At 71.1% G+C, this 19733-nt stretch carries 13 protein-coding genes; 10 read left to right on the forward strand and 3 right to left on the reverse strand.

All coding sequences use genetic code 11. The features are described 5' to 3' along the window. Positions 1–52 precede the first annotated feature (52 nt). From J4E96_RS09725 to J4E96_RS09760, 8 genes are all read left to right on the forward strand, one after another. On the forward strand, positions 53–3415 hold the full coding sequence (locus J4E96_RS09725) for an ABC transporter permease (protein WP_227425539.1): 3363 nt from the start codon (positions 53–55) through the stop codon (positions 3413–3415). After that, positions 3412–6258: an FtsX-like permease family protein gene (locus J4E96_RS09730; RefSeq protein WP_227425540.1), complete on the forward strand. Its 2847-nt coding sequence runs from the start codon at positions 3412–3414 to the stop codon at positions 6256–6258. The genes J4E96_RS09725 and J4E96_RS09730 overlap by 4 nt, the downstream gene beginning before the upstream one ends. A gap of 98 nt (positions 6259–6356) precedes the next feature. Further along, on the forward strand, positions 6357–7346 hold the full coding sequence (locus tag J4E96_RS09735; protein WP_227425541.1) for an ABC transporter ATP-binding protein: 990 nt from the start codon (positions 6357–6359) through the stop codon (positions 7344–7346). 83 nt (positions 7347–7429) lie between these two features. Continuing rightward, positions 7430–8098, forward strand: a complete 669-nt coding sequence (locus J4E96_RS09740; RefSeq protein ID WP_227425718.1) for an ABC transporter ATP-binding protein — start codon at positions 7430–7432, stop codon at positions 8096–8098. Positions 8099–8607: 509 nt separating this feature from the next. Next, the gene (locus J4E96_RS09745; protein ID WP_227425542.1) at positions 8608–10233 is read left to right on the forward strand and encodes a methyl-accepting chemotaxis protein; all 1626 of its coding nucleotides are present in this window, start codon (positions 8608–8610) and stop codon (positions 10231–10233) included. Positions 10234–10634: 401 nt separating this feature from the next. Beyond that, on the forward strand, positions 10635–10772 hold the full coding sequence (locus J4E96_RS09750; RefSeq protein WP_227425543.1) for a hypothetical protein: 138 nt from the start codon (positions 10635–10637) through the stop codon (positions 10770–10772). Positions 10773–11102: 330 nt separating this feature from the next. Continuing rightward, complete coding sequence (locus J4E96_RS09755) at positions 11103–13358, forward strand: putative bifunctional diguanylate cyclase/phosphodiesterase (RefSeq protein ID WP_227425719.1); 2256 nt, start codon at positions 11103–11105, stop codon at positions 13356–13358. Continuing rightward, positions 13348–15162: a putative bifunctional diguanylate cyclase/phosphodiesterase gene (locus J4E96_RS09760; protein WP_227425544.1), complete on the forward strand. Its 1815-nt coding sequence runs from the start codon at positions 13348–13350 to the stop codon at positions 15160–15162. Before J4E96_RS09755 ends, J4E96_RS09760 begins: the two co-directional genes overlap by 11 nt. A gap of 476 nt (positions 15163–15638) precedes the next feature. Here J4E96_RS09760 and J4E96_RS09765 read toward each other — a convergent pair whose 3' ends face one another. After that, positions 15639–16472 carry an alpha/beta fold hydrolase gene (locus J4E96_RS09765; protein ID WP_227425545.1) on the reverse strand — a complete coding sequence of 278 codons (834 nt, stop codon included), beginning with the start codon at positions 16470–16472 and terminating at the stop codon, positions 15639–15641. A 46-nt stretch (positions 16473–16518) separates the two neighbouring features. Here J4E96_RS09765 and J4E96_RS09770 point away from each other — a divergent pair, with 46 nt between their 5' ends. After that, entirely contained in the window at positions 16519–16986 is a 468-nt protein-coding gene (locus J4E96_RS09770; protein ID WP_227425546.1) for a MarR family winged helix-turn-helix transcriptional regulator, read from the forward strand. A gap of 46 nt (positions 16987–17032) precedes the next feature. Here the strand turns inward: J4E96_RS09770 and J4E96_RS09775 are convergent, their stop codons facing one another. Continuing rightward, a complete protein-coding gene (locus J4E96_RS09775) occupies positions 17033–17398 on the reverse strand; it encodes a VOC family protein (RefSeq protein WP_227425547.1) in 366 nt (121 codons plus the stop codon). Between the two features lie 76 nt (positions 17399–17474). Here J4E96_RS09775 and J4E96_RS09780 point away from each other — a divergent pair, with 76 nt between their 5' ends. Beyond that, positions 17475–18461, forward strand: coding sequence for a helix-turn-helix transcriptional regulator (locus J4E96_RS09780; protein WP_227425548.1), 987 nt, complete (start codon positions 17475–17477; stop codon positions 18459–18461). 12 nt (positions 18462–18473) lie between these two features. Here the strand turns inward: J4E96_RS09780 and J4E96_RS09785 are convergent, their stop codons facing one another. Continuing rightward, positions 18474–19664 carry an MFS transporter gene (locus tag J4E96_RS09785; RefSeq protein WP_227425549.1) on the reverse strand — a complete coding sequence of 397 codons (1191 nt, stop codon included), beginning with the start codon at positions 19662–19664 and terminating at the stop codon, positions 18474–18476. Positions 19665–19733: the final 69 nt, after the last annotated feature.

The raw sequence follows: 19733 nt of genomic DNA on the forward strand, positions 1-19733 counted from the left end.
CCATCCCAGCCTCCCTGCGGAGGGTCATGACGGCGCCGTCGGGGGGTTTTCCGTGTCCTGGTCCGTGCGGATGATGCTGCGGCGCGCGGTCGCGCAGCGCACCATCCTTGCGACCGTCCTGGCCGTCGCCATCCTCGGCAGCACGTTGCTCGGCACCTTCGCCCTGCTGCTGACGTCGAGCCAGGAGCGCGCCCTCACCGTCACGCTGATCCGGTCGCCCCCGGCCGCCACCGAGATCGAGACCGGACTCGCGATCGGACGCAACGAACCCAACGCCGCGATCGAGGCGGCGCACGCGGCGCTCGCCGAGGTCATCGGTGACGTGCCGGCCACGAGCACCGAGTGGATCGCCTCGCCGGCCTACCGGCTGCCGGGCGACGCCGGGATCACCGCCCCGCTCGGCTACGTCGGGGCGGTCCCGGAGGTCTCGACGATCGCGACGCTGCGGTCGGGCGCGTGGCCCGCGACCGCGGCGGACGCGGCCGGTCGGGTCCAGCTCGCGGTGCCCGCCGTCGCCGCCGAGCACTTCGCCTGGTCCGTCGGGGCCGAGGTCCCGCTCGTGAGCACGTCGACGCGCGCGACGGTGAGCGCCGTCGTCGTCGGCGTCTACGACGTCACGGGCGACCGGGCGCTGTGGGACCGGGACCTGCTGGACGGCGCCGGCGTCGACCCCGACTTCCCCGTGCCGGGCACCTTCGGCCAGATCGTGACGACGGCGTACGGGCCGTTCGTCACGACGCCCGACGTGCTGCACGGCGGCGCCGTCGAGGTCACCAGCGCGACGATCGTGACCCAGCCCCAGCTCGGCGAGGCCTCCGCGGGCTCGCTCGCGAGCCTGCGCACGCGCCTGGACTCGGCCAACCGCGACGTCGCCGCCGCCGTCGCCCCGACCGTGACGAGCTCGACGTTCCGGTCCCGGCTCGCCGCCACGATCGACTCCGCGCAGGGCCAGCTGGCGGTGACGCGGGTGAGCGTCGTCGTCGTCGGGCTGATGCTCGCGGTCCTCGCAATCACGGTGCTGCTGCTCGCCGCGCGCCTGCTCGCGGAACGGCGCGGCACCGAGCAGTCGCTGATGGCCTCGCGCGGCGCGACCGGCCGGCAGGTGCTCACCCTCGCCGCGCTCGAGGCCGTGCTCGTCGCCGCCCTGGCCACGGCGGTCGCGCCGGCGCTCGCCCGGCTGCTGTACCGGCTGACGACGGCGCAGGGCCTGTTCCGGCGCGCCGGCCTCGACGTCGACCCGCACCTGCCGGCCACGCTCTGGGTGACCTGCGCCGGCGCCTCGCTCCTGTTCGCCGCAGTGCTGCTCGGCCCGCTCCTGCGGCGCTCGACGAGCGTGGCCGACGCCGAGCAGCAGCAGGTGCGCCAGGACCGGCGCGGCGCGCTGACCCGATCCGGGCTCGACGTCGCGCTCGTGGTGGTCGCGGCCGTCGCCTACTGGCAGCTGCGCCAGTACCAGTCGCCGGTCCTCGCGAGCGGCGGCATCGACGCAGTGCTCGTGGCCGGACCGGCGCTCTTCCTGCTCGCGGGCGCCGCCGTCGCGCTGCGCCTGCTGCCGCTCGCCGCGAGCGGCGCCGAGAGCCTCGCGGCCCGCAGCCGGCGGCTCGTGCTGCCGCTCGCCGCCTGGGAGGTCGGGCGCCGGCCCGGGCGGGCGTCCGGCGCCGTCCTGCTGCTCACGCTCGCCGTCGCGGTCGGCGTGTTCTCCCAATCGTTCCTGGCGACCTGGCGCGCTTCGCAGCTCGACCAGGCGGACGTGCAGGTCGGCACCGACCTGCGGATCGACGGGCTCGCCGCGGCGCCGCTGGAGCAGTCGGCGTCGATCGCCGCGCTGGTGGGGGACACGTCGCTGTCGGCGGTCGCGGCGCGCTCGGTCGACCTCGGCGCGGCGCCCGCCGCGGGGATGCTCCCGACCGTCTCGACGCGGGTCTCGATGGTGGCGATCGATACCAGGCCAGCGGTCGACGTCGTCCGTGGGAGCGCTCCCACGGGCGCGGATGGCGGGGACGGGGGCGCCGACGGCGACGACGCCGGCTGGGCGTCGACGCTCGCCACCGTCGCCCCGGCGGACGTTGGCACCGGCCCGGAGCTGGCCGGAACGCCGGACTCGCTGCGGCTCACGGTGTCGGCGGTCTCCGATCCGGCCGTCCCGACCGCGCGGCTCCTCGGGAGCGTCGTGGTGCAGGACGCCCGCGGGCTGCGCGTGACGTTCCGGTTCCCCGCCGTCGAGGTGGACGGCGCCGCGCACGCGGTGACCATCCCGCTCACGGCCGCGTCGGATGCGTCGGATGCGTCCGATGAATCGGCCGCCGCGCTCGTCGGCCCGCTGTCCGTCGTCGGTCTGGGGTCGCAGCTCATCGAGCAGGGCGAGGTCAGCGACGCCGCGGCGAGCGCGCTGCCCGCCCGCTTCGAGCTCAGCGTCACGATCGCCGACCTGCGCGCCGTGCAGGGCGACGTCGAGAGCCCCGCGCCGCTGGACCCGGCCGCGTGGCAGGCGCAGTCCCTGCCGGACCGGTTCGACCCCGCCGTCCCAGTGAAGGTCACGAGCGACGACGGCGCGGCGCTGACCACGCGCTCTACGATGACCGGCGCGGGCGTCGGGGCCGGCGCTGCGGGGTTCACGATGACGACGCTCGAGCCCGTCGCCGTCCTGCCCGTCATCGCGAGCGATGCGCTCCTCGACGAGCTCGGCCTCGCGATCGGCGACGGGCTGCTCGTCGACGTCGGCCGCACGGTCAGCGCGCAGATCGTAGCGAGCGCGCCGTACCTGCCGTCGGTCCCGCGCGGCCCTGGGTTCCTGGTCGACCGCGACCTGCTCACCCGCACGCTCGTCGCCGCCGGGGGGACCGACCCGATGCTCGACGAGTGGTGGGTCGAGGCCGACGCCGCCGCGGCGGCCGCGCTGGCCAGCGCCGCCCCCGTCGAGCTGGACGCGAGCGCGACGAGCCGGTACGAGCGCAGGGCGTCGCTCACGGACGGCCCGCTGCCGATCGGGGTGCAGGCGGCCCTGTGGACCGTGGGGGGCGCGGCGCTCCTGCTCGCCGTCGCCGGGTTCGCCATGAGCTCGACCGTGTCGGTCCGGCTGCGGCGCCTGGAGTTCGCGCGGCTCGAGGCGCTCGGGGCGTCCCGGCCGGGGCTCCTGCGTGCGGTGCTCGCCGAGCACGCGCTGCTCGGCGTGCTCGGTCTGGTCGCCGGGGCCGTGCTCGGCGGGCTCCTGGGCCGGCTCGTCGTCCCGCTGCTGACGGTCGCGGCCGACGGCGCGCGGCCCGTGCCGGCGGTCGTCGTGCACTGGCCGTGGGCCGCGGAGGCGACGCTCCTGGCGCTCATGGTCGCGCTCATCAGCCTCGCCGTCACCGTCACGACCGTGGCGCTCCTGCGGCCGACGACGTCGTCCCTGCTACGCCTGGGCGACGACCGATGAGCGGGCCGACGAGCCGGCCGACGGCGGGCCGACCGACGACGCGCCGCGCGATGAACCGCCGGGCGATGGGTCCCCGCCGGATCAGCCCCCGAGCGCTCGTCGCCGGCTCGGCGCGCGTCGCGTGGCGCCGCTCGGTGACCGACCGCGGCCTCCTGCTCGGCGTGCTCGCGTTGGTAACGATCACCGCGTTCCTCGGCCTGACAGGCCCTCGGCTGATTGACTCGGCGGCCGACGACGCGGCGCGCAGCGCGGTCCTCGACGCGGGCAGCCGGGCCGACGTCGTCGCGAACCTGGGCTGGACCGTTGGCTCGGCCGCCGACGGGGAACGCGACGAGGAGGTCGTCACCAGGCTCCAGGACGCCGCGGCCGCCGTCCAGGGGAAGCTCCCGCCGGAGGTCGGCGCCGTCACCGGCGACCCGTCGGCCGCGCTGCTGAGCGGGCGGATCACGGTCCGGTCCGCCCCGGGCGGGGTTCCGGGCGGGGCGGTCGGCCGGTTCGTGTGGCTGTGGCGCGCCGACGCCGTCGGGGTCACCTGGGTCGAGGGCGAGGCCCCGCGCGCCTCGGTTCCGGTCGTCGAGCCGGAGGACACGGTTGGCGAGATCGCTGAGGACGCGCCGCAGCCGGTGCACCTGGTCGAGATCGGGCTCACCCGCGCCGGCGCCGACGCGCTCGGCGCGCGGGTGGGGGACCACCTGCGGATCGTCGGGGCGACGCGCGGCCTGGCCGACGCCGTCGTGCGCGGGATCTACGCCCCGGTCGACGCCGCCGACCCGCTGTGGACGACGGTGCCCGGGCTGCTCGGGCCCGCCGTCGGCCTCGCGGGCGCCTCGGTGCCCAGCCTCGGCCTGCTGCTCAGCGACGCCTCGCTGCCCGACCTCGACCTGGCCCTGCAGCGCGGCGCGATCACGGCGCAGTACCGGTTCCCGGCCGACGGCTCCGCGCTGCGGGCGCAGGACGTCGAGCCGCTGCGGGCGAGGGTCAGCGCCCTCGCCGCGAACCCGGCCGTCCTGGCGCTGGCCGGCGGCTCGGCGCCCGCCGTCGTGACCGAGCTCGACGCCGTCCTGAGCGAGCATCAGACGCGCCTGCGGGGAGCCCAGGCGCAGGCGTCGGTGCTGCTCGTCGGCCTCGTCACGGCGGGAACCCTCACGCTGCTGCTCGCCGCCCGCCTCGTCGTCGCGCGGCGGCGGACGCTGCTCGCCGGCGAGCGCGCCCGGGGTGCGTCCGTCGCGTCCGTGGCGCTGCGCCTGGCGCTGGAGTCGGTGCCGCTCGCGGCGGTCGGCCTCGGCCTCGGCGCGCTCGCGTCGTGGCTGGTCGACCGCGCGGCGCCGTGGACGTGGTGGCCCGGGATCGCGATCGCGGTCGTGACGGCGCTCGCCGTACCCGCCGGGGGAGCGCGCCTGGTGTCGACCGCGTGGACCGGGCTGCGCACGCCGGCCAACCGCAAGGACCGCGACCGGCTGCGCGGCCGGCGTCGCGCGCGGCGGACGGTCGTCGAGCTGACCGTCGTGGCCCTCGCGCTGGCCGCCGCGTCGGCCGCGCGCGGCCGGGGGCTGCAGCAGACCCAGACCGAGGGCGTTGATCTCCTGCTCGCCGCGACGCCCGTACTGCTCGCGGGTGCCGCGACCGTCGTCGTGCTGCGCGCGTTCCCCGTCGTGCTGCGGTCCCTGGGGCGCGTCGCCGCGCGCCGCCGGGGCCTCGTGCCGCTCGTGGCGACCGCCCGCGCCGCCCGCACGGGCAGCCTCGGCCTGCCGCTGCTCGCGCTGACCATCACGACCGCGCTCCTCGTGTTCGCCGGGGTCACAGTCGCGAGCACCGAGCGCGGCCAGGAGCTCGCCTCGATCGAGGTGGTCGGCGCGGACCTGCGCCTGGACGGCGAGGTCGCGCCCGATGTGCTGGCCCAGCTGCGGGCGGCCGACGGCGTGACCTCGCTCGCCGAGGGCGCCCGGCTCGACGGGCGCACCTTCAACGGCGACCCGAGTTTCAAGGCGACCGTGCTCGTCGTCGACGCGGCGGCCTACGGTGACATCTCGGCCGCGCACGACCCGCGCTACGCGGGCGAGCTCGCCCTGCTCGGCGGCGCGGGGGCGGAGGGGGACCGGCCCCGCGCCGTCGTCAGCCCGGCGCTCGTCGACGAGGTCGCGGCGCGCGGCGCGACCGTGCTCGTCGGCGGCTCGACGGTCGAGCTCGACGTCGTCGGCACCACCGACCTCGGCGCCCCCGGGGAGGCGTTCGTGATCGTCGACCGCGCCGCGCTGGCCCCGCTGATCACCCAGCCGGTGGAGCCGGACCGGACCTGGGTCGACGGCCCCGGCGCGGCGGCGGCGGTCGCGGCGGCAGGCCCCGACCTCGCGGTCACGGGCGTCACCGTCACGGACCGGGCGCAGTGGCTCGCGAACCAGCGGGACACGCCCCTGGTCCGGTCGGTCGTCGCCCTGATCACCGTCGTCGCCCTCGTGCTCGCGCTGTACGCGGCGGTCGCGCTGGTGCTGACGGTCGTGGCGTCGTCGGCCGAACGCGGCCGCACTTTCTCGGCGCTGCGCACGCTCGGCCTCGCGCGGAACGCCACGTGGCGCATCACCGTCGGAGAACTGGCGCCGCTCACGGCCGCCGGGGTCCTCGCGGGAGCCGCGATCGGCGTCGGCGTCCCGCTGGCCCTGGCGGGGGCGCTCGGGCTCAACCGCCTGACGGGCGAGGCCGGGCCCAGCGCCACCGCGATCACCGCCGGGCCGTTCCTGCTCGCCGCGGGGGCCAGCGTCGTCGCGCTGGTCGCCAGCGTGGTGGTGGAGGCGGCCGCGCGGCGGCGCGACAACCTCGGCCAGGTGCTGCGGGTGGGGGAGCGATGACCGGGGCCGAGCCCCGCGCCTCGAGCTCGGGGCGCTCTAGACCCGTGGCCAGCACCGAGCAGCGCACGCGACCGGCACGAACGGACGGAGACCCGACCATGACGAGCACCCAGACCGCGGATCGCGCGGCCCTCGACTCGCTGGAGAGCCGCGCCCGGGCGCGTCCGGGCGACTACGGCGCGAACGCCCTGATCGCCTGCGAGAGCCTCGTGCGCATCTACCAGGCGGAGGGCATCGAGGTGCAGGCGCTCCAGGGCCTCGACCTGCTCATCGACCCGGGCGAGCTGGTGGCGATCGTCGGCGCCTCGGGTTCCGGCAAGTCGACGCTGCTGTCCGTGCTGTCCGGGCTCGACGTCCCCACGGCCGGTCGGGTGCGGGTGGGCGAGTGGGACCTCATGGCGATGACCGCGCGTGAGCGCGTGACCTACCGCCGCACGATGGTCGGCTTCGTGTGGCAGCAGACGGCCCGCAACCTCGTGCCGTACCTGACGGCCGCGGAGAACATCGCGTTCCCGCAGGCCCTCGCGGGCGTGCGCGGCGCGGCCCGCAAGCGCCGGTCGGCCGAACTGCTCGAGGCACTCGGCATCGGCTACTGCGCCGACCGGCGGCCCGCGCAGATGTCCGGCGGCGAGCAGCAACGCGTCGCGATCGCCGTCGCCCTGTCCAACTCCCCGCAGGTCGTCTTCGCCGACGAGCCGACGGGCGAGCTCGACTCGGCGTCCTCCGACCAGGTGCTGGACGCGCTGCGCGCCGCGAACCGCGAGCTCGGCGCGACGGTCGTGATCGTCACGCACGACTCGGGGGTCAGCGAGCACGTCGAGCGCACGGTGGCGATCCGCGACGGGCGCACGAGCTCGGAGGTCCGGCGTCGGACGCACACGGACGAGCACGGGGCGGAGCAGGTCATCGCGCAGGAGTACGCGATGCTCGACCGCGCCGGCCGCGTCCAGCTGCCCCGGGACTACCGCGAGGTGTTGGAGCTGTCCGACCGGGTCCGGCTGGCGCTGGAGGAGAGCCATATCGCGGTGTGGCCGGATCGGCCGTCTGGCGCTGGTGCCGCTGGTGCAGGTTCGGGGGAGTCGACGTGAGCTCGGGACGGCACCTGGCCGAGCCCCATGCCGACGTCGACGCCGACGGCGCCGTCGATGTCCGCGAGGTGAGCGGGCCGCCGATGGTGGTCGTCGAGCGCGTCGCCAAGACCTACGGGACCGGGGCGGCGGCGGTGCACGCCGTGCAGGACGTCTCGTTCACGATCCAGCCGGGTGAGCTCGTCGCGCTCGTCGGCCGCTCGGGGTCGGGCAAGACCACGCTGCTCAACATGATCGGCGGACTCGACCGACCCGACTCCGGCGCGGTGACGGTTGATGGTCACGCGGTCTCGACGCTGTCCGAGAAGGGGCTCGTCGCGCTCCGCCGGGACGTCGTCTCGTTCGTGTTCCAGACCTTCGGCCTCGTGCCGGTGCTGTCCGCCACCGAGAACGTGGGCATCCCGCTGCGGCTGCGCGCGCTGCCCACGCCGGCCCGCGAGGCCCGCGTGGCGCTGCTGCTCGAGCTCGTCGGGCTCACCGCCCACGCCCGCCAGCGGCCCGGCGAGATGTCCGGCGGGCAGCAGCAGCGCGTCGCGATCGCCCGTGCCCTGGCCAACTCGCCCCGGTTGCTCATCGCGGACGAGCCGACGGGCCAGCTCGACACCGAGACCGGTGTGGCGATTATGGCGCTGCTGCGCGCGGTGGTGCAGGCCGAGGGCATGACGGCGCTCGTCTCGACTCACGACCCGCTGATGATCAAGCTGGCTGACCGGGTGGTGCGGCTGGCTGATGGGCGGTTGATCCAGGAGTGATCTAGCGGGAATCGGGGAGCGTGGCCCAACGCACTATAGGTGGCAGTAGGTGCTGCTGGCTCTGACGAAGAGTCGTTAACCGTTTCAGTCCTCAACAGGGCCATCAAGGGTCTTGGCTCGCACATTCGCCGGGTCGAAGTTGACCGAAATCCGATCAGGTTGGCGCCGAGTTGGCTGCTCGCCTGGCGTGCTGGTTCGCCACTGCATCGGTGTGCGAGACACGCTTGGAGTCCGGCGCAGGGCGGCGCCAGGGCATGCCCAAAAGGCTCGTCGGGTCGAATCAATCGTGGATTCCCTATTCGTTGGGACGAGCGAGCTTCGCCCCAATCAGCCGAAGTGGGTGCATTCGAGGTGATGTGCACGAGAGCGTGATGTTGGATCGGCTGATTTGTGGCGACTGTCAGGCTCGCCGGTCGAGACGCACGTCACATCTCGGCGGATGGGTTCATTTTGCTTGCTGGCGGCCGATTGAGAGGCGAAAGCCCTATCGACCTTCAAGGAGAATCGCCATGAGCTCGACCATCTCCGAACGCCCCGCCGGTTCGCGAGGAAGTCTTTACGCTCGAATGTCGGTCCGGCTGAAGATCTACGCGCTCGTGGCGGTCTTTTCGATTCTCGCAGCGAGTCTCGGAACCTTTGCGGCGATGAGGATGACGGCGATTGCGGATGATACCGATGCCGCAGCGACGCAGGGTGCTGTGGGTACCGCACTGGGAGAGCTCAAGGCGGCGGTAGTCGGGTTGCGCCTCAGCGTTCTGGCGGTCGCCACTGCGGCTCCCGCCGACAAGCAGCAGACCTTTACGGACCTGCAATCCGCCTACGAGACGATGGACACGGCCAAGGCGTCCTATGCGGATATCTACAAGGCGGCCAACGGGGTTCTGCCGTCGAACCTGGAGAAGTTCACCACCTCGCTAGCGCAATACCGCGCCATTATCGACGCGAAGGTAATCCCGGCGGCAATGATCGACGACCACGAGGCGTTCGCTGTCGAGATCGTCCCGGCAAGGAATATCGTCGTCGGCATGCTCGAGGATGTGGCTCTCATCGAGCGGGAGATCGCGGCGGAAATGACAACCCTCGCGCAGAGCTCAGCGGACCAGGCGCGCACGTCGATCATCACGACGGTAGCGCTGCTGCTCATCTCGATAGTCGTGGGGATCGCGTTCGGCACGGTGATCGCGAACGGAATTCGGCGCGCAGTGTTGGTTGTGAAGAAGTCGGTCGACGCGATGGCTACGGGTGACCTGACGGTGCGACCCGACGTCAGCGCACGCGATGAGATCGGGCAGATGGCAACGGCCCTGATCGTCGCGCAAGACTCTCTGCGCGCAGTGATCTCGGGCGTGGTCGAGACGGCGGGGACCGTCGCCGCCGCAGCTGAAGAGCTGTCGGCAGCGAACACCCAGGTCGCGGCCGGATCGGAAGAGACGAGCGTCCAGGCAGGAGTCGTTGCCGCGGCAGCGGAGCAGGTCAGCCGCAACGTGCAGACGGTGGCCGCTGGCGCGGAGCAGATGGGTGCCTCGATCCGCGAGATCGCCCAGAATGCAAACGAGGCCGCAAAGGTTGCGAGCAAGGCGACCGGGGTCGCGGCAACGACGAACGACACCGTCACGAAGCTCGGCGTCAGCAGCCAGGAAATCGGCAACGTGGTCAAGACGATCACTTCGATCGCGGAGCAGACGAACTTGCTGGCATTGAACGCGACGATAGAGGCCGCGCGGGCCGGGGAGGCAGGCAAGGGGTTTGCCGTCGTGGCGGGGGAGGTCAAGGATCTCGCGCGAGAGACCGCGCGAGCGACTGAGGAGATCACCCGACGGGTCGAAGCCATCCAGGCCGACACCGCTGGCGCAGTCGTCGGAATCGGAGAGATCGCCTCGATCATCGCCTCGATCAATGACTACCAACTCACCATCGCCTCCGCGGTCGAGGAGCAGACCGCGACGACGAACGAGATGTCCCGCTCCGTGACAGAGGCCGCCACAGGTTCCGGAGAGATCGCCTCAAACATCTCTGGCGTCGCCTCGGGCGCAGCGACCTCGAGCGAGGTCCTCGTGCAAATGGGTTCGTCTGTGAATGAGCTCGCCAGGATGTCCGCTGACATGCGCGAACGCGTCGCGGCCTTCATCTACTAGCCCCAATCTGTCACGGGCTGCCGGTCGTGACGGAGCGGTGGCCGTCTGCGCGGTCTGACTCTCGCTTCGGATGTGACAGGGACCCTCGTCGTTCCGGGGAGACGCCGGTTCCATGGGCCGGGCGTCGCGCGGGTTCGTCCGGCCGATGAGTCGGGGTTCGGCCGAGAATGGCCAGAGCGCGGTGGCGGCCGATGGCAGCGAGGGCGAGTCCGGCCAAGGCGCTCTGGCGCCGACACGCAGCAGGACGCGCCGGCCGGTGCGGGCCACGGCTGCCGGGACTGTGAGGAGGCGTACCTGCGGCTGGTTCGGTTGGCAGAGGCGCGGGCGCGCCCGCACGGTCGGAGCCGACCTGATCTACACCGCGGTCGCCACCAGGACCGGCGATGACTTGATCACTGCGCGTGCAGCGAATGGGCGACCGCTGCCGGTTCATCTTCCACCGCGCTAAGGGCAGAGGCACCTCACGGGTCCGCCGCGACTACGCCGAGCCGCACGACGCGGACGGGCTCCTGCAGACGTTCATCGGCATCCGCTGCTGAATCATCGGAGGCGACGACTGGATGCGGAGAACTCCGGCGAACGCGAGTGACGTCGTGTGGTCGCCGCTGTCAGACATTGTCCTGTGCCGGGGCACCGCCCTTGGCCAGCGGATCACCACGCGAGTGCACCGCCGGGATCGCCAGGGTCTGCCTTCTTGACGGATCGTCACGGCGCGATGACTCTTGGGAGTGGGCGTCGCGGCCTTGAGGTTGTGCGCGCCCATCCGCAGCGCATTGGAGGGCGACCATCGTCGACGCGGAGCCAGCTCAGAACCCGTTGAGTCTGCTTGCGGTGTCAAACTACGGCCAGCCGCGTGAGGCGGAGCCGTGATGCTTGACGCTGGTAGCCGCACGGTCGGGGTCGGTGCGGTGGACGCTCACGAGGAGCGGCGGCGTCGGCAATTCGCGACGTTGCTGGAGCACTCGCCGGATGCCATTGTGATCGTGGACTCAGAGGGCCGGATCAGTGAGTGGAACCCGGCCGCCGAGGCACTGGTGGGTCGGACGCGGGTGAACGCCATCGGTGTGCTCGTCGCGGAAATTGTCCCTAGCGAGTACCGGGCGGGATTTGACGCGTTGTGGGCTCGTTTGCTCGACGGTGTTCCGTCCTCAGCGCCAGCCGACGTGTGGCTCGACCGGCGAGGGGTCCGGGTTTCCGTCAGGGTGCATATCGCGTCGGTGACCGCGGCCGGACAGTTTGCGGGGGCGGTGGTCATTCTCCGAATTGCTCGCACGTGGGACGTCGCATTGGTTTCTGCGGGCCAGGAGGCAAGCAGTGCCGCGGTCGTCGCGGGGGTCGCAGACCAGCTCGTCGGCACAGAAGGCGCCGTCGACCTCAGCGTCTTAGAGCTCGACGACTTGACGGGTCTACCCGGGCGGCGTCGGCTTCAGCGTCGCCTGGCGGAGCCGATACCGCCGGGCATGGAGCGAGGTGTCGCGGTCCTGGACGTGGACGCGTTCGCGCTGGTCAACGAATCACTTGGCCCGGATGCGGGTGACCTCGTGCTCGCTGAGCTCGGCCGAAGGCTCCTGGAGAGCACAGCCGCCCACGGGTTGGGTCGTTGGCAGGCCGACTCGTTCATGTGGGTGGTGGACGGGGAAGACCCGAGCCCGGCATTGGAGGCGCTCAGCTTGCAGGTTGCGGTCGCGCTCGACCGTCCGTTCGAGGTGGGCGGGGAGCGTTTGCGCCTGACCGTGAGCATGGGGCTGGTCACCGGCGCTCTCGCACGGGAGCGCGATCTCGTTGCTGCCGCGATGGATGCGCTACGAACTGCGAAGGAGGCAGGCCGAGACCGGGCGGTCTGGTACGACCGGACGATCGAGCCCAGCACGACGCGCGGGCTGCGGTTGGCGAACGATCTACATCGCGGCATCCAGAACGATGAGCTGCGGCTGCACTATCAGCCGATCATGGACCTCGCCTCGAACGACATCGTCGGCATGGAGGCCTTGGTGCGGTGGGAGCGCCCCGGTGTGGGGCTGCTGAACCCGGTCTCGTTCATCGATGTGGCTGAGCGCACGGGCCAGATCGTCCAGCTCGGGACCTGGGTTGCGCGCCACGCGTGCGAGATCGCTGCGGGATTGGCGCCGCGCCCCGCCGGGCCGCGCACCGTCAGCATCAACGTCTCGGCGAGGCAATTGAGCGATCCAGGCCTCGTGGAGATGCTCACCACCGCGTTGCGTGAAACTGGCTGCCCGCCGTCGGCGCTGGTGGTCGAGGTGACCGAGACCGCATTGATGGACGACCTGGCCACCGCAGCCACCACCTTGGACACCATCAAAGAGCTCGGCGTCGGCCTCGACCTCGACGACTTCGGCACCGGGTACTCGTCGCTGCTGTACCTCAAGCACTTCCCGGTGGATCGAATCAAGATCGACCAGTCGTTCGTCGCCGGACTCGGATCCAACTGGGCCGATACCGCGATCGTCGCCTCGACGATCGCACTCGCCCACAGCATCGGGATCCTCGCCGTGGCTGAGGGCGTCGAGACGCCGCATCAACTCGAGCAGCTGCGCGCGATGGGCTGTGACTTTGCGCAAGGATTTCTGCTCAGCCGCCCGATCCCGCCCGAAGCCCTCACCGACTGGTTGAACGAATGGGTACCCGAATCGATCAGGCGGGCCCCGCTGCCGAAACCAGAAGCTCTGCAGGGGTCGGTCGAGCGCGACGACGCCGCAGACGCACGCGACCGGGTGGCCAACCTGCGAGACGCGGTGGCTGACGAGCGCGATCTGAGTGGCGATGAGCGAGACGACGCCGCCGACGCCCGCGACACACAAGCGGATGCACGCGACGAGCTTGCCGACGCGCGGGATGCCGCCGGCTCTCAGCTCGAAGCCGGAAAACAGCGCGGGCCGGAGCGATCCGCACCGCTCATCGGCACGGGGGAAACTGCGCCGCGCTCCCCAGTAGAGCTCCACGCTCGCCAGCTGGACCTGCGTCGGGACGCTACATCGAGCAGGACGGACGCCGCCCAAGACCGAACCAACAAGGCTGCCGAGCGCGAACAAGCTGAGCGAGACCGAAGTGCGGCGGACCTTTCCCGCGAGACTGATGCGAGCGGAGGTGGAACTGATGGTCGCTGATGACAGCCTCGCACTGGTCCTGCGGGACTTTGCGCGCACGATGCTGACGGACTTCCCGATCCAGAAGATTCTCGACCATCTGGTGGAGCGCATCGTCGCGATCCTCCCGGTGAGCGCCGCCGGGGTCACCCTGATCGAGCCGGGCCAGCGCCCGCGATACGTCGCGGCCTCCGACGAGAACGCGTTGCGGTTCGAGCAGCTGCAGTCCAGCCTCGGCGAGGGACCGTGCCTCACAGCCGCCGAGTCAGGTGAGCCCGTGCTCGTTCCGGACCTGCGTGGGGAGCACCCGTACGCGCGGTTCGGACCGGCCGCGATCGCGGCGGGGATGGCGGCGGTGTTCACCTTTCCGCTGCGGCACGACAACGGTTGGCTCGGCGCGCTCGACCTGTACCGAGACGAAGTCGGTCCCATCAGCGACAGCGCGCAGCTCGCAGCCCAGACTCTCGCCGACGTCGCCGCCGCCTACATCATCAACGCCCAGGCCCGCGAAGAGTCCGCGATGCTCGCCGGCTGGCTGCACGACCAGTCGTTACACGACCTGCTGACCGGCCTGCCGAACCGGGCGCTCCTGCGTCAGCGGCTCCAGCACGCCTCCGAACGCGCGCGCCTCTCCCGCAGCGCCGCGGCCGTCGTGTTCCTCGACCTCGACCACTTCACGCGCGTCAACGAAGCGTTCGGGCACGACGTCGGGGACCAGGCGCTCGTGGCCGTGGCCCAACGCCTGTCCGCCCTGACCCACCCGGGGGACACTCTCGCTCGAGTCTCCGGCGACGAGTTCGTATTCCTCGTCGAGGACCTCGCCGACGCCACTGAGGTCGACGACCTCTTGGACCGGATCGATGCAGCGTTCGCCCAGGAGTACGAGCTGTCCGGGGTCCGCCTCTCGCTGAGTGCCAGCGCCGGCGTGGCGTACTCCCGGCCCGGGGCCGATATCACGGACGATCTCGTGATCGCCGCCGGCTCGGCGATGGATCAAGCGAAGAACGGGGGCCGGACCGCCGGCACCGGAATCGATTTCGGTGCTGCGCGGCAGACCCATGACCTCAACCGGCTCGAGCGTGACCTGACCGCTGCATTTGCTGCAGGGGACCTGCACCTTCGATACCAGCCGAGGGTGCGCGCGCGAGGCGGTGAGTTCACGGGCGTCGAGGCGCTGCTCTACTGGACCCATCCAACTCTCGGGCACATCCCCGCGCCTATCGCGGTCGCCGCCGCCGAGCGCGGCGGCACGAGCGATCGTCTGAACACGTGGGTTCTCGAACGCAGCTGTCGCGACTGGCTCCGGTGGTCCGCCGGTCGCCAGCCGGGGTCTGTCGACCTCTCCGTCAACGTCTCGGCGCGCCAGCTCATGAGCCCGGGTTTCCCGAACGCCGTGAGCCAGAGGCTCACGCAGGCAGGCATGAGCGCCCCCGGGCTCATCCTGGAAGTCACCGAGACCATCCTCATCGAGGACGGCACCCGCGCCCTGCGGACGCTGCAGGAACTGAAGGCACTCGGCATCCGGATCGCGCTCGACAACTTCGGATCCGGTCTCGGTGCGTTCAACTGCCTGCGCCGCTACCCGCTCGACTTCGTTAAGATCGATCGTTCCCTCGTGAGCAACATGGCCTCCGACCCCAGCTCCGCCTCCATGGTCGCGGCAATCACGGATCTGTCCCACACCCTCAACATGACGGTCGTCGCAGCAGGCGTCGAAACGACCGAACAGCGAAAGAACGTCGTCAACGCTGGCTGCGACCTCGCCCAGGGCTATCTCTTCGCTCAACCCATGTCCGCCGCCGCACTCTCGGCCGCGCTCAACTAGCTCAGCCGGGAGTTGGTGAGACCTGGTTCGCGGGCGGCGGACGCCGAGAGCCGCTTGGATGTTCGTGTGGCAGGTCGCCCGTGTTCGCCGAGTGTTTGCGTTGCGATCCTCGGTCGCCACGGCCACGCTGAGAACACGGCGCGATGGAATCATGACGATTCGCTCCGCCCGATGTCCGCGCGCCGGGAGCTCGAGCCGGCCGCCTCGCCGCTGACGACAGTGTCCTCCACTTCCGAGGCCTCGATTCCCGCTCGGAGACTGGCATGACAGCTGGCCGCCGTGCTCCGCGGGATCGAAGGACTCATGCGAAAGAACGACCTTCGCCGCCTTGGCGACTCGGTCGATCACCTTGGCGCGCCGTTCGTCGTCCCACCGAGCCCATTGAAGAGCCCTTCAAGGGCGTTCCTCGTGGCTCGTCACTCGCGCTCGTGACGTTCCGTCGATGCCGCTCGCAGCGGCTCAGCCGGCCCGGCGGGTCAAGCGAAGAACTCGGCGAGCACCGGCGCGATCAGGTGGGGGCGGCCGTGCTCGGCCGTATTCGAGGTGACGCCGTGCCACTGGCCGGCCAGTTCGACGTGCCGCGCACCGGGCACGGCGGCTGCGAGTGCCGCGACAGCCGCACGCAGGTAGGGCCTCGTGGCCGTTCCGTCGATGAGCAGCGTCTGCGCGGCGAGGTCGGCGAAGTCCGCGATCTTGTCGGCGTTGTCACGCACGACAGCGAGGTCCGCGCCGAGCCCGGACGCCACCGACCTCATTCCCGGCGACCGCAACCGCGCTCGCGAGAACGCAGCCAGGACGGGCACCGGTAGGCGGAACATCCATGCCGGTCCCATCTCCGCGACCTTCATGCCGAGTGCCATGGCCGTGGGCAGGTCGCCCCGCGCGATGGCGTCGTCGACGCGCGTCGTGAGCTCGAGGGGCACCGACCCGTCGATCGACAGCGGTGGCTCGAAGAGCGCCAACCGGCGGATGCGGGCGTCGGCCAGCGCCGCGCGCGCGGCGATGATCGCTCCGGAGCTCACGCCGAAGACCCGCGTGGCACCGGTCGCGTCGAGCACCGCGCGGACGTCGCGGACCTCGTCGCCGCTGCCGTGCACCGGATCACCTCCGCTCGACCCGCGGCCGCGGCGGTCCATCAGATGCACCCGCAGCCCGTCGCTGAGCAGACCGGCAAGGTCCGAGTGGCTCAGCCCGGTCTGCATCGCCCCGTGGACGACCACGACGTCGGGGCCTGAGCCGATCGAGTGGAGCCCGATCGCGGTGCCGTCGGGGCAGTCGACCGTCGTGGTGAAGGACTCGAGCGCCGTCATGGCAGTTATCTTAGTGACTAAGATAACTGGGTGACAAGATGGCGCCATGGGTGAGCGTGACGAGCTGGTGCGCGAGCTGCGCCTGCTCAGCGAGCTGGACTCCACGCAGACCGCAGTGTTCCAGCAGGCCGCCGCGGCGCAGTACGGTCTCGGCGTCACCGACATGAAGGCGCTCGGCATCGTGTTGCGCGAGGGGCCCAGGTCGGCGGGCGAGCTGATGTCAGACCTGCACCTGACCTCCGGCGCAGTGACGGGTGTCATCGGCAGGCTCGTCACGGCCGGCGTCGCACGGCGCGAGAGTGATCCTGCCGACGGGCGGAAGGTGATCGTGACCGTCGACGTGGCCGGACTCGCGGCACGGGAGAACGTCTACCTGCCGATCGGCGACGCCTTTGACGAGCTCTATGCCGAGTACACGGTTGAGCAGCTGCGTTTCCTTGCCGCCCATCTGGTGCGCTCGACGGAGATCACCCGTGAGCAGACCGCCGCCCTTCATCGGGGTCTGGGCAGCTGACCGGGTCAGGCGTGGTGTCCGGCACCTTCGACCGTCGAGTCCGGGATCAGGCTGTGGGCGAGACGCGGATGAGGTTGCCGTCGGGATCGGTGATGACGAAGGTGCGTCCGAAGACGTCGTCATGGGGTTCCTCGACGACGGTCACGTTCTTGGCGGCCCAGGTGGCGTAGAGGTCGTCGACGGCGGCTCCCGATCCGGGCACCATGAGGCCGACCTCGAACGTGCGCGGCAGCTCGGGTGCGACGCGGTCGCTGCGGCCGTTCCAGAGCGCGAACAGCACGCCGGGGGCGACCTGGAAGGGCACGTAGCGGGGCGTGAGCATGACCGGTTCGATCTCGAACAGCTCACGGTAGAACGCTGTCGAGCGCTCGATGTCGGTGACGTAGACGAGGAAGAGGTTGGGAGCGGACATCGGGTCTCCTTCGGATGCGCAGGCGAGGATCGCCGGCAGAGCGCGACGATGCCGCGATAATCAGACAAGACCTGTCATGTTCACCTTGGAAAGTGGGGCCATGAGCCGACCGCAGCGGGTCATCGCCATCCTCACCGCGCTCCAGGTGCGGCGGCACACGACCGCGGACGTGCTTGCAGCGGAGTTTGGCGTGTCGACCCGGACGATCCTGCGCGACGTCCAATCGCTGGTGGACGCCGACATCCCGGTCCTGACCGAACGCGGGAGGTACGGCGGCATCAGCCTTCTGCCCGGTGATCAGGTCGATCTGACCAGGCTGACCGCGTCGGAAGCCGACGTCTTCCGGGCGGTAGGTCTCGACCTGAACCGGGCCCGCCAGCTCGGGGCGGAGAGCGCAGCACGAGGAGCCCTCAGCAAACTGACGACCCGGCGCCGGACACCGCAAGCGCAACGCGATGTCATGGCGTTGTCCCTGGCCGAGGTCGTCACGGTCGACAACCGCGGCTGGTTCGGCAGTGAGGAGTCGATCGACGTTGCCGCGGTGGCGCGTGACCTTCGGCGAGCCCGGCAGCTGCGTATCCACTACCGGCGAAGCGACGCTCCCCAATCGCGGGCGCTGGTCGTCGACCCGTACGGGTTGCTGCTTCGAGCCGACCGTTGGTACCTCATCGCCGACGTCGACGCCGCGCCGCGAATGTTCGCCCTCACCCGTCTTGAACGCTGGACCGTGCTCGACGAGCCGCGCCGACTACGCGCCGGCGCCACGCTGGGCCAGGTCGCCCACGACCTGGCCCACGCACTCGAAGGGCGCACCGAGGTCACGATCACCGCACTCCTCGACGCGAACCGGATCGATCTCGCCACCCGGGTCCTCGGCGCCAGGCTGCGGTCGATCGATCGATCAGCGCGCTCACCACGGGTGACCATCACGATCGGCTACGACCAGATCGACGGCGTGAGGCAGCTTCTCCAGTTCGCTGACCACCTTGAGGTGACCGCACCACCTGCCGCCCGCGAGCTCGTGCAACGCCTCGCGCAAGAGGTAGCTCTCGCCCACAGCTGACCGCGCAGACGGTCAGCGCACCGAACGAATCGCGGACACCAGCACGGCACCCACGATCGCCATCACCGCTGCGGCCGGGAAGATCGCTTGGTAGCCGACTGCGGAGATGGCGGCGGCGGCCACGATGGGTCCGACGATCTGCCCGCCCGTGTTCGCCAGGTTCAGAATCCCCAGGTCCTTGGCCGCGGTCTTCTGGTCGGGAAGCACCTCGACGTTCAGCGCCTGGTCCACCGCGTTGAACGCGCCCATGCCGATGCCCGCGATGACGGCGTAGACGATCATCGCCCACGGCGACGGGGCCACGAACGGGAAGAAGACACCGACGGCGATGAAGACCGCGGCGAAGATGACCGGGAGCTTCCGGGTCCCGAGCTTGTCGGAGATCGGGCCCGCTACCGCCGCCATCGTCAGCGCCGTGATCATCAGGATCGTCGAGATCAGGGTGACGTTCTGCGCGGTGGCGGCGTCGTCGAGGCGGAGGTAGTCGGTGAAGATGTACAGCTGGTAGCCCGAGACCGCGAAGGTTCCGCCCATGATGAGGAACTTGCCGAAGAGCGCCAGGTAGTAGTCCCGGGCGTGCTTGCGGGGGAACGAGAAGTTGTCGAGCAGCATCCGCCGGCTCACATGCGTGGTCGGCATGCTGCGGCTGGAGGCCTCGCGCATGAGCACGACGGCGACCGGGCCGGACAGCAACGTGAGCGCGGCGAAGAGGAAGAAGCCCGCGTTGATGCTGCCCAGGAACTGCGCCCCGACGATCTGGCCACCGTACAGACCTGCGGAGTAGCCGAACGCGTAGATGGACGAGATGGTGCCGCGGTGCCGCGGGGCGATCCGATCGGCGATCACGGCAAGCAGGGGCGCCACGATGGCGTTGAGGAACACCTGGTACAGCGACCACATCACGATGAGCTCAGTGACGGTGGTGGCCTGTGCGATGGCGACCAGCATCACTGCGGTACCCAAGGATCCGACGATCAGGTACGGCGTTCTGCGACCCCACCGCGAGCGGGTCAGGTCGGAGAACGCGCCGATCACGATGTTCGCGACCGTCGCCACGATCATGGCCACGACCGAGAGCAGCGCGATCACGCCGGCCTTGTCGTCGGGAGCGATGGTCGCCACGCGCGCCGGAAGCAGGACCCCGACGACGCCGAGGTACGGCCCGAGCCAGAGCACGGCGCCGAAGGCCAGGGCGAGGCCCAACCGCAGGGGAGTCTTGGGTTGCTCCCCATCCGACGGTGGTCGAACCGAGGTGGAGACGGGTGTTGCCGG

The sequence above is a fragment of the Pengzhenrongella sicca genome (assembly GCF_017569225.1).
Classification (GTDB): domain Bacteria; phylum Actinomycetota; class Actinomycetes; order Actinomycetales; family Cellulomonadaceae; genus Pengzhenrongella; species Pengzhenrongella sicca.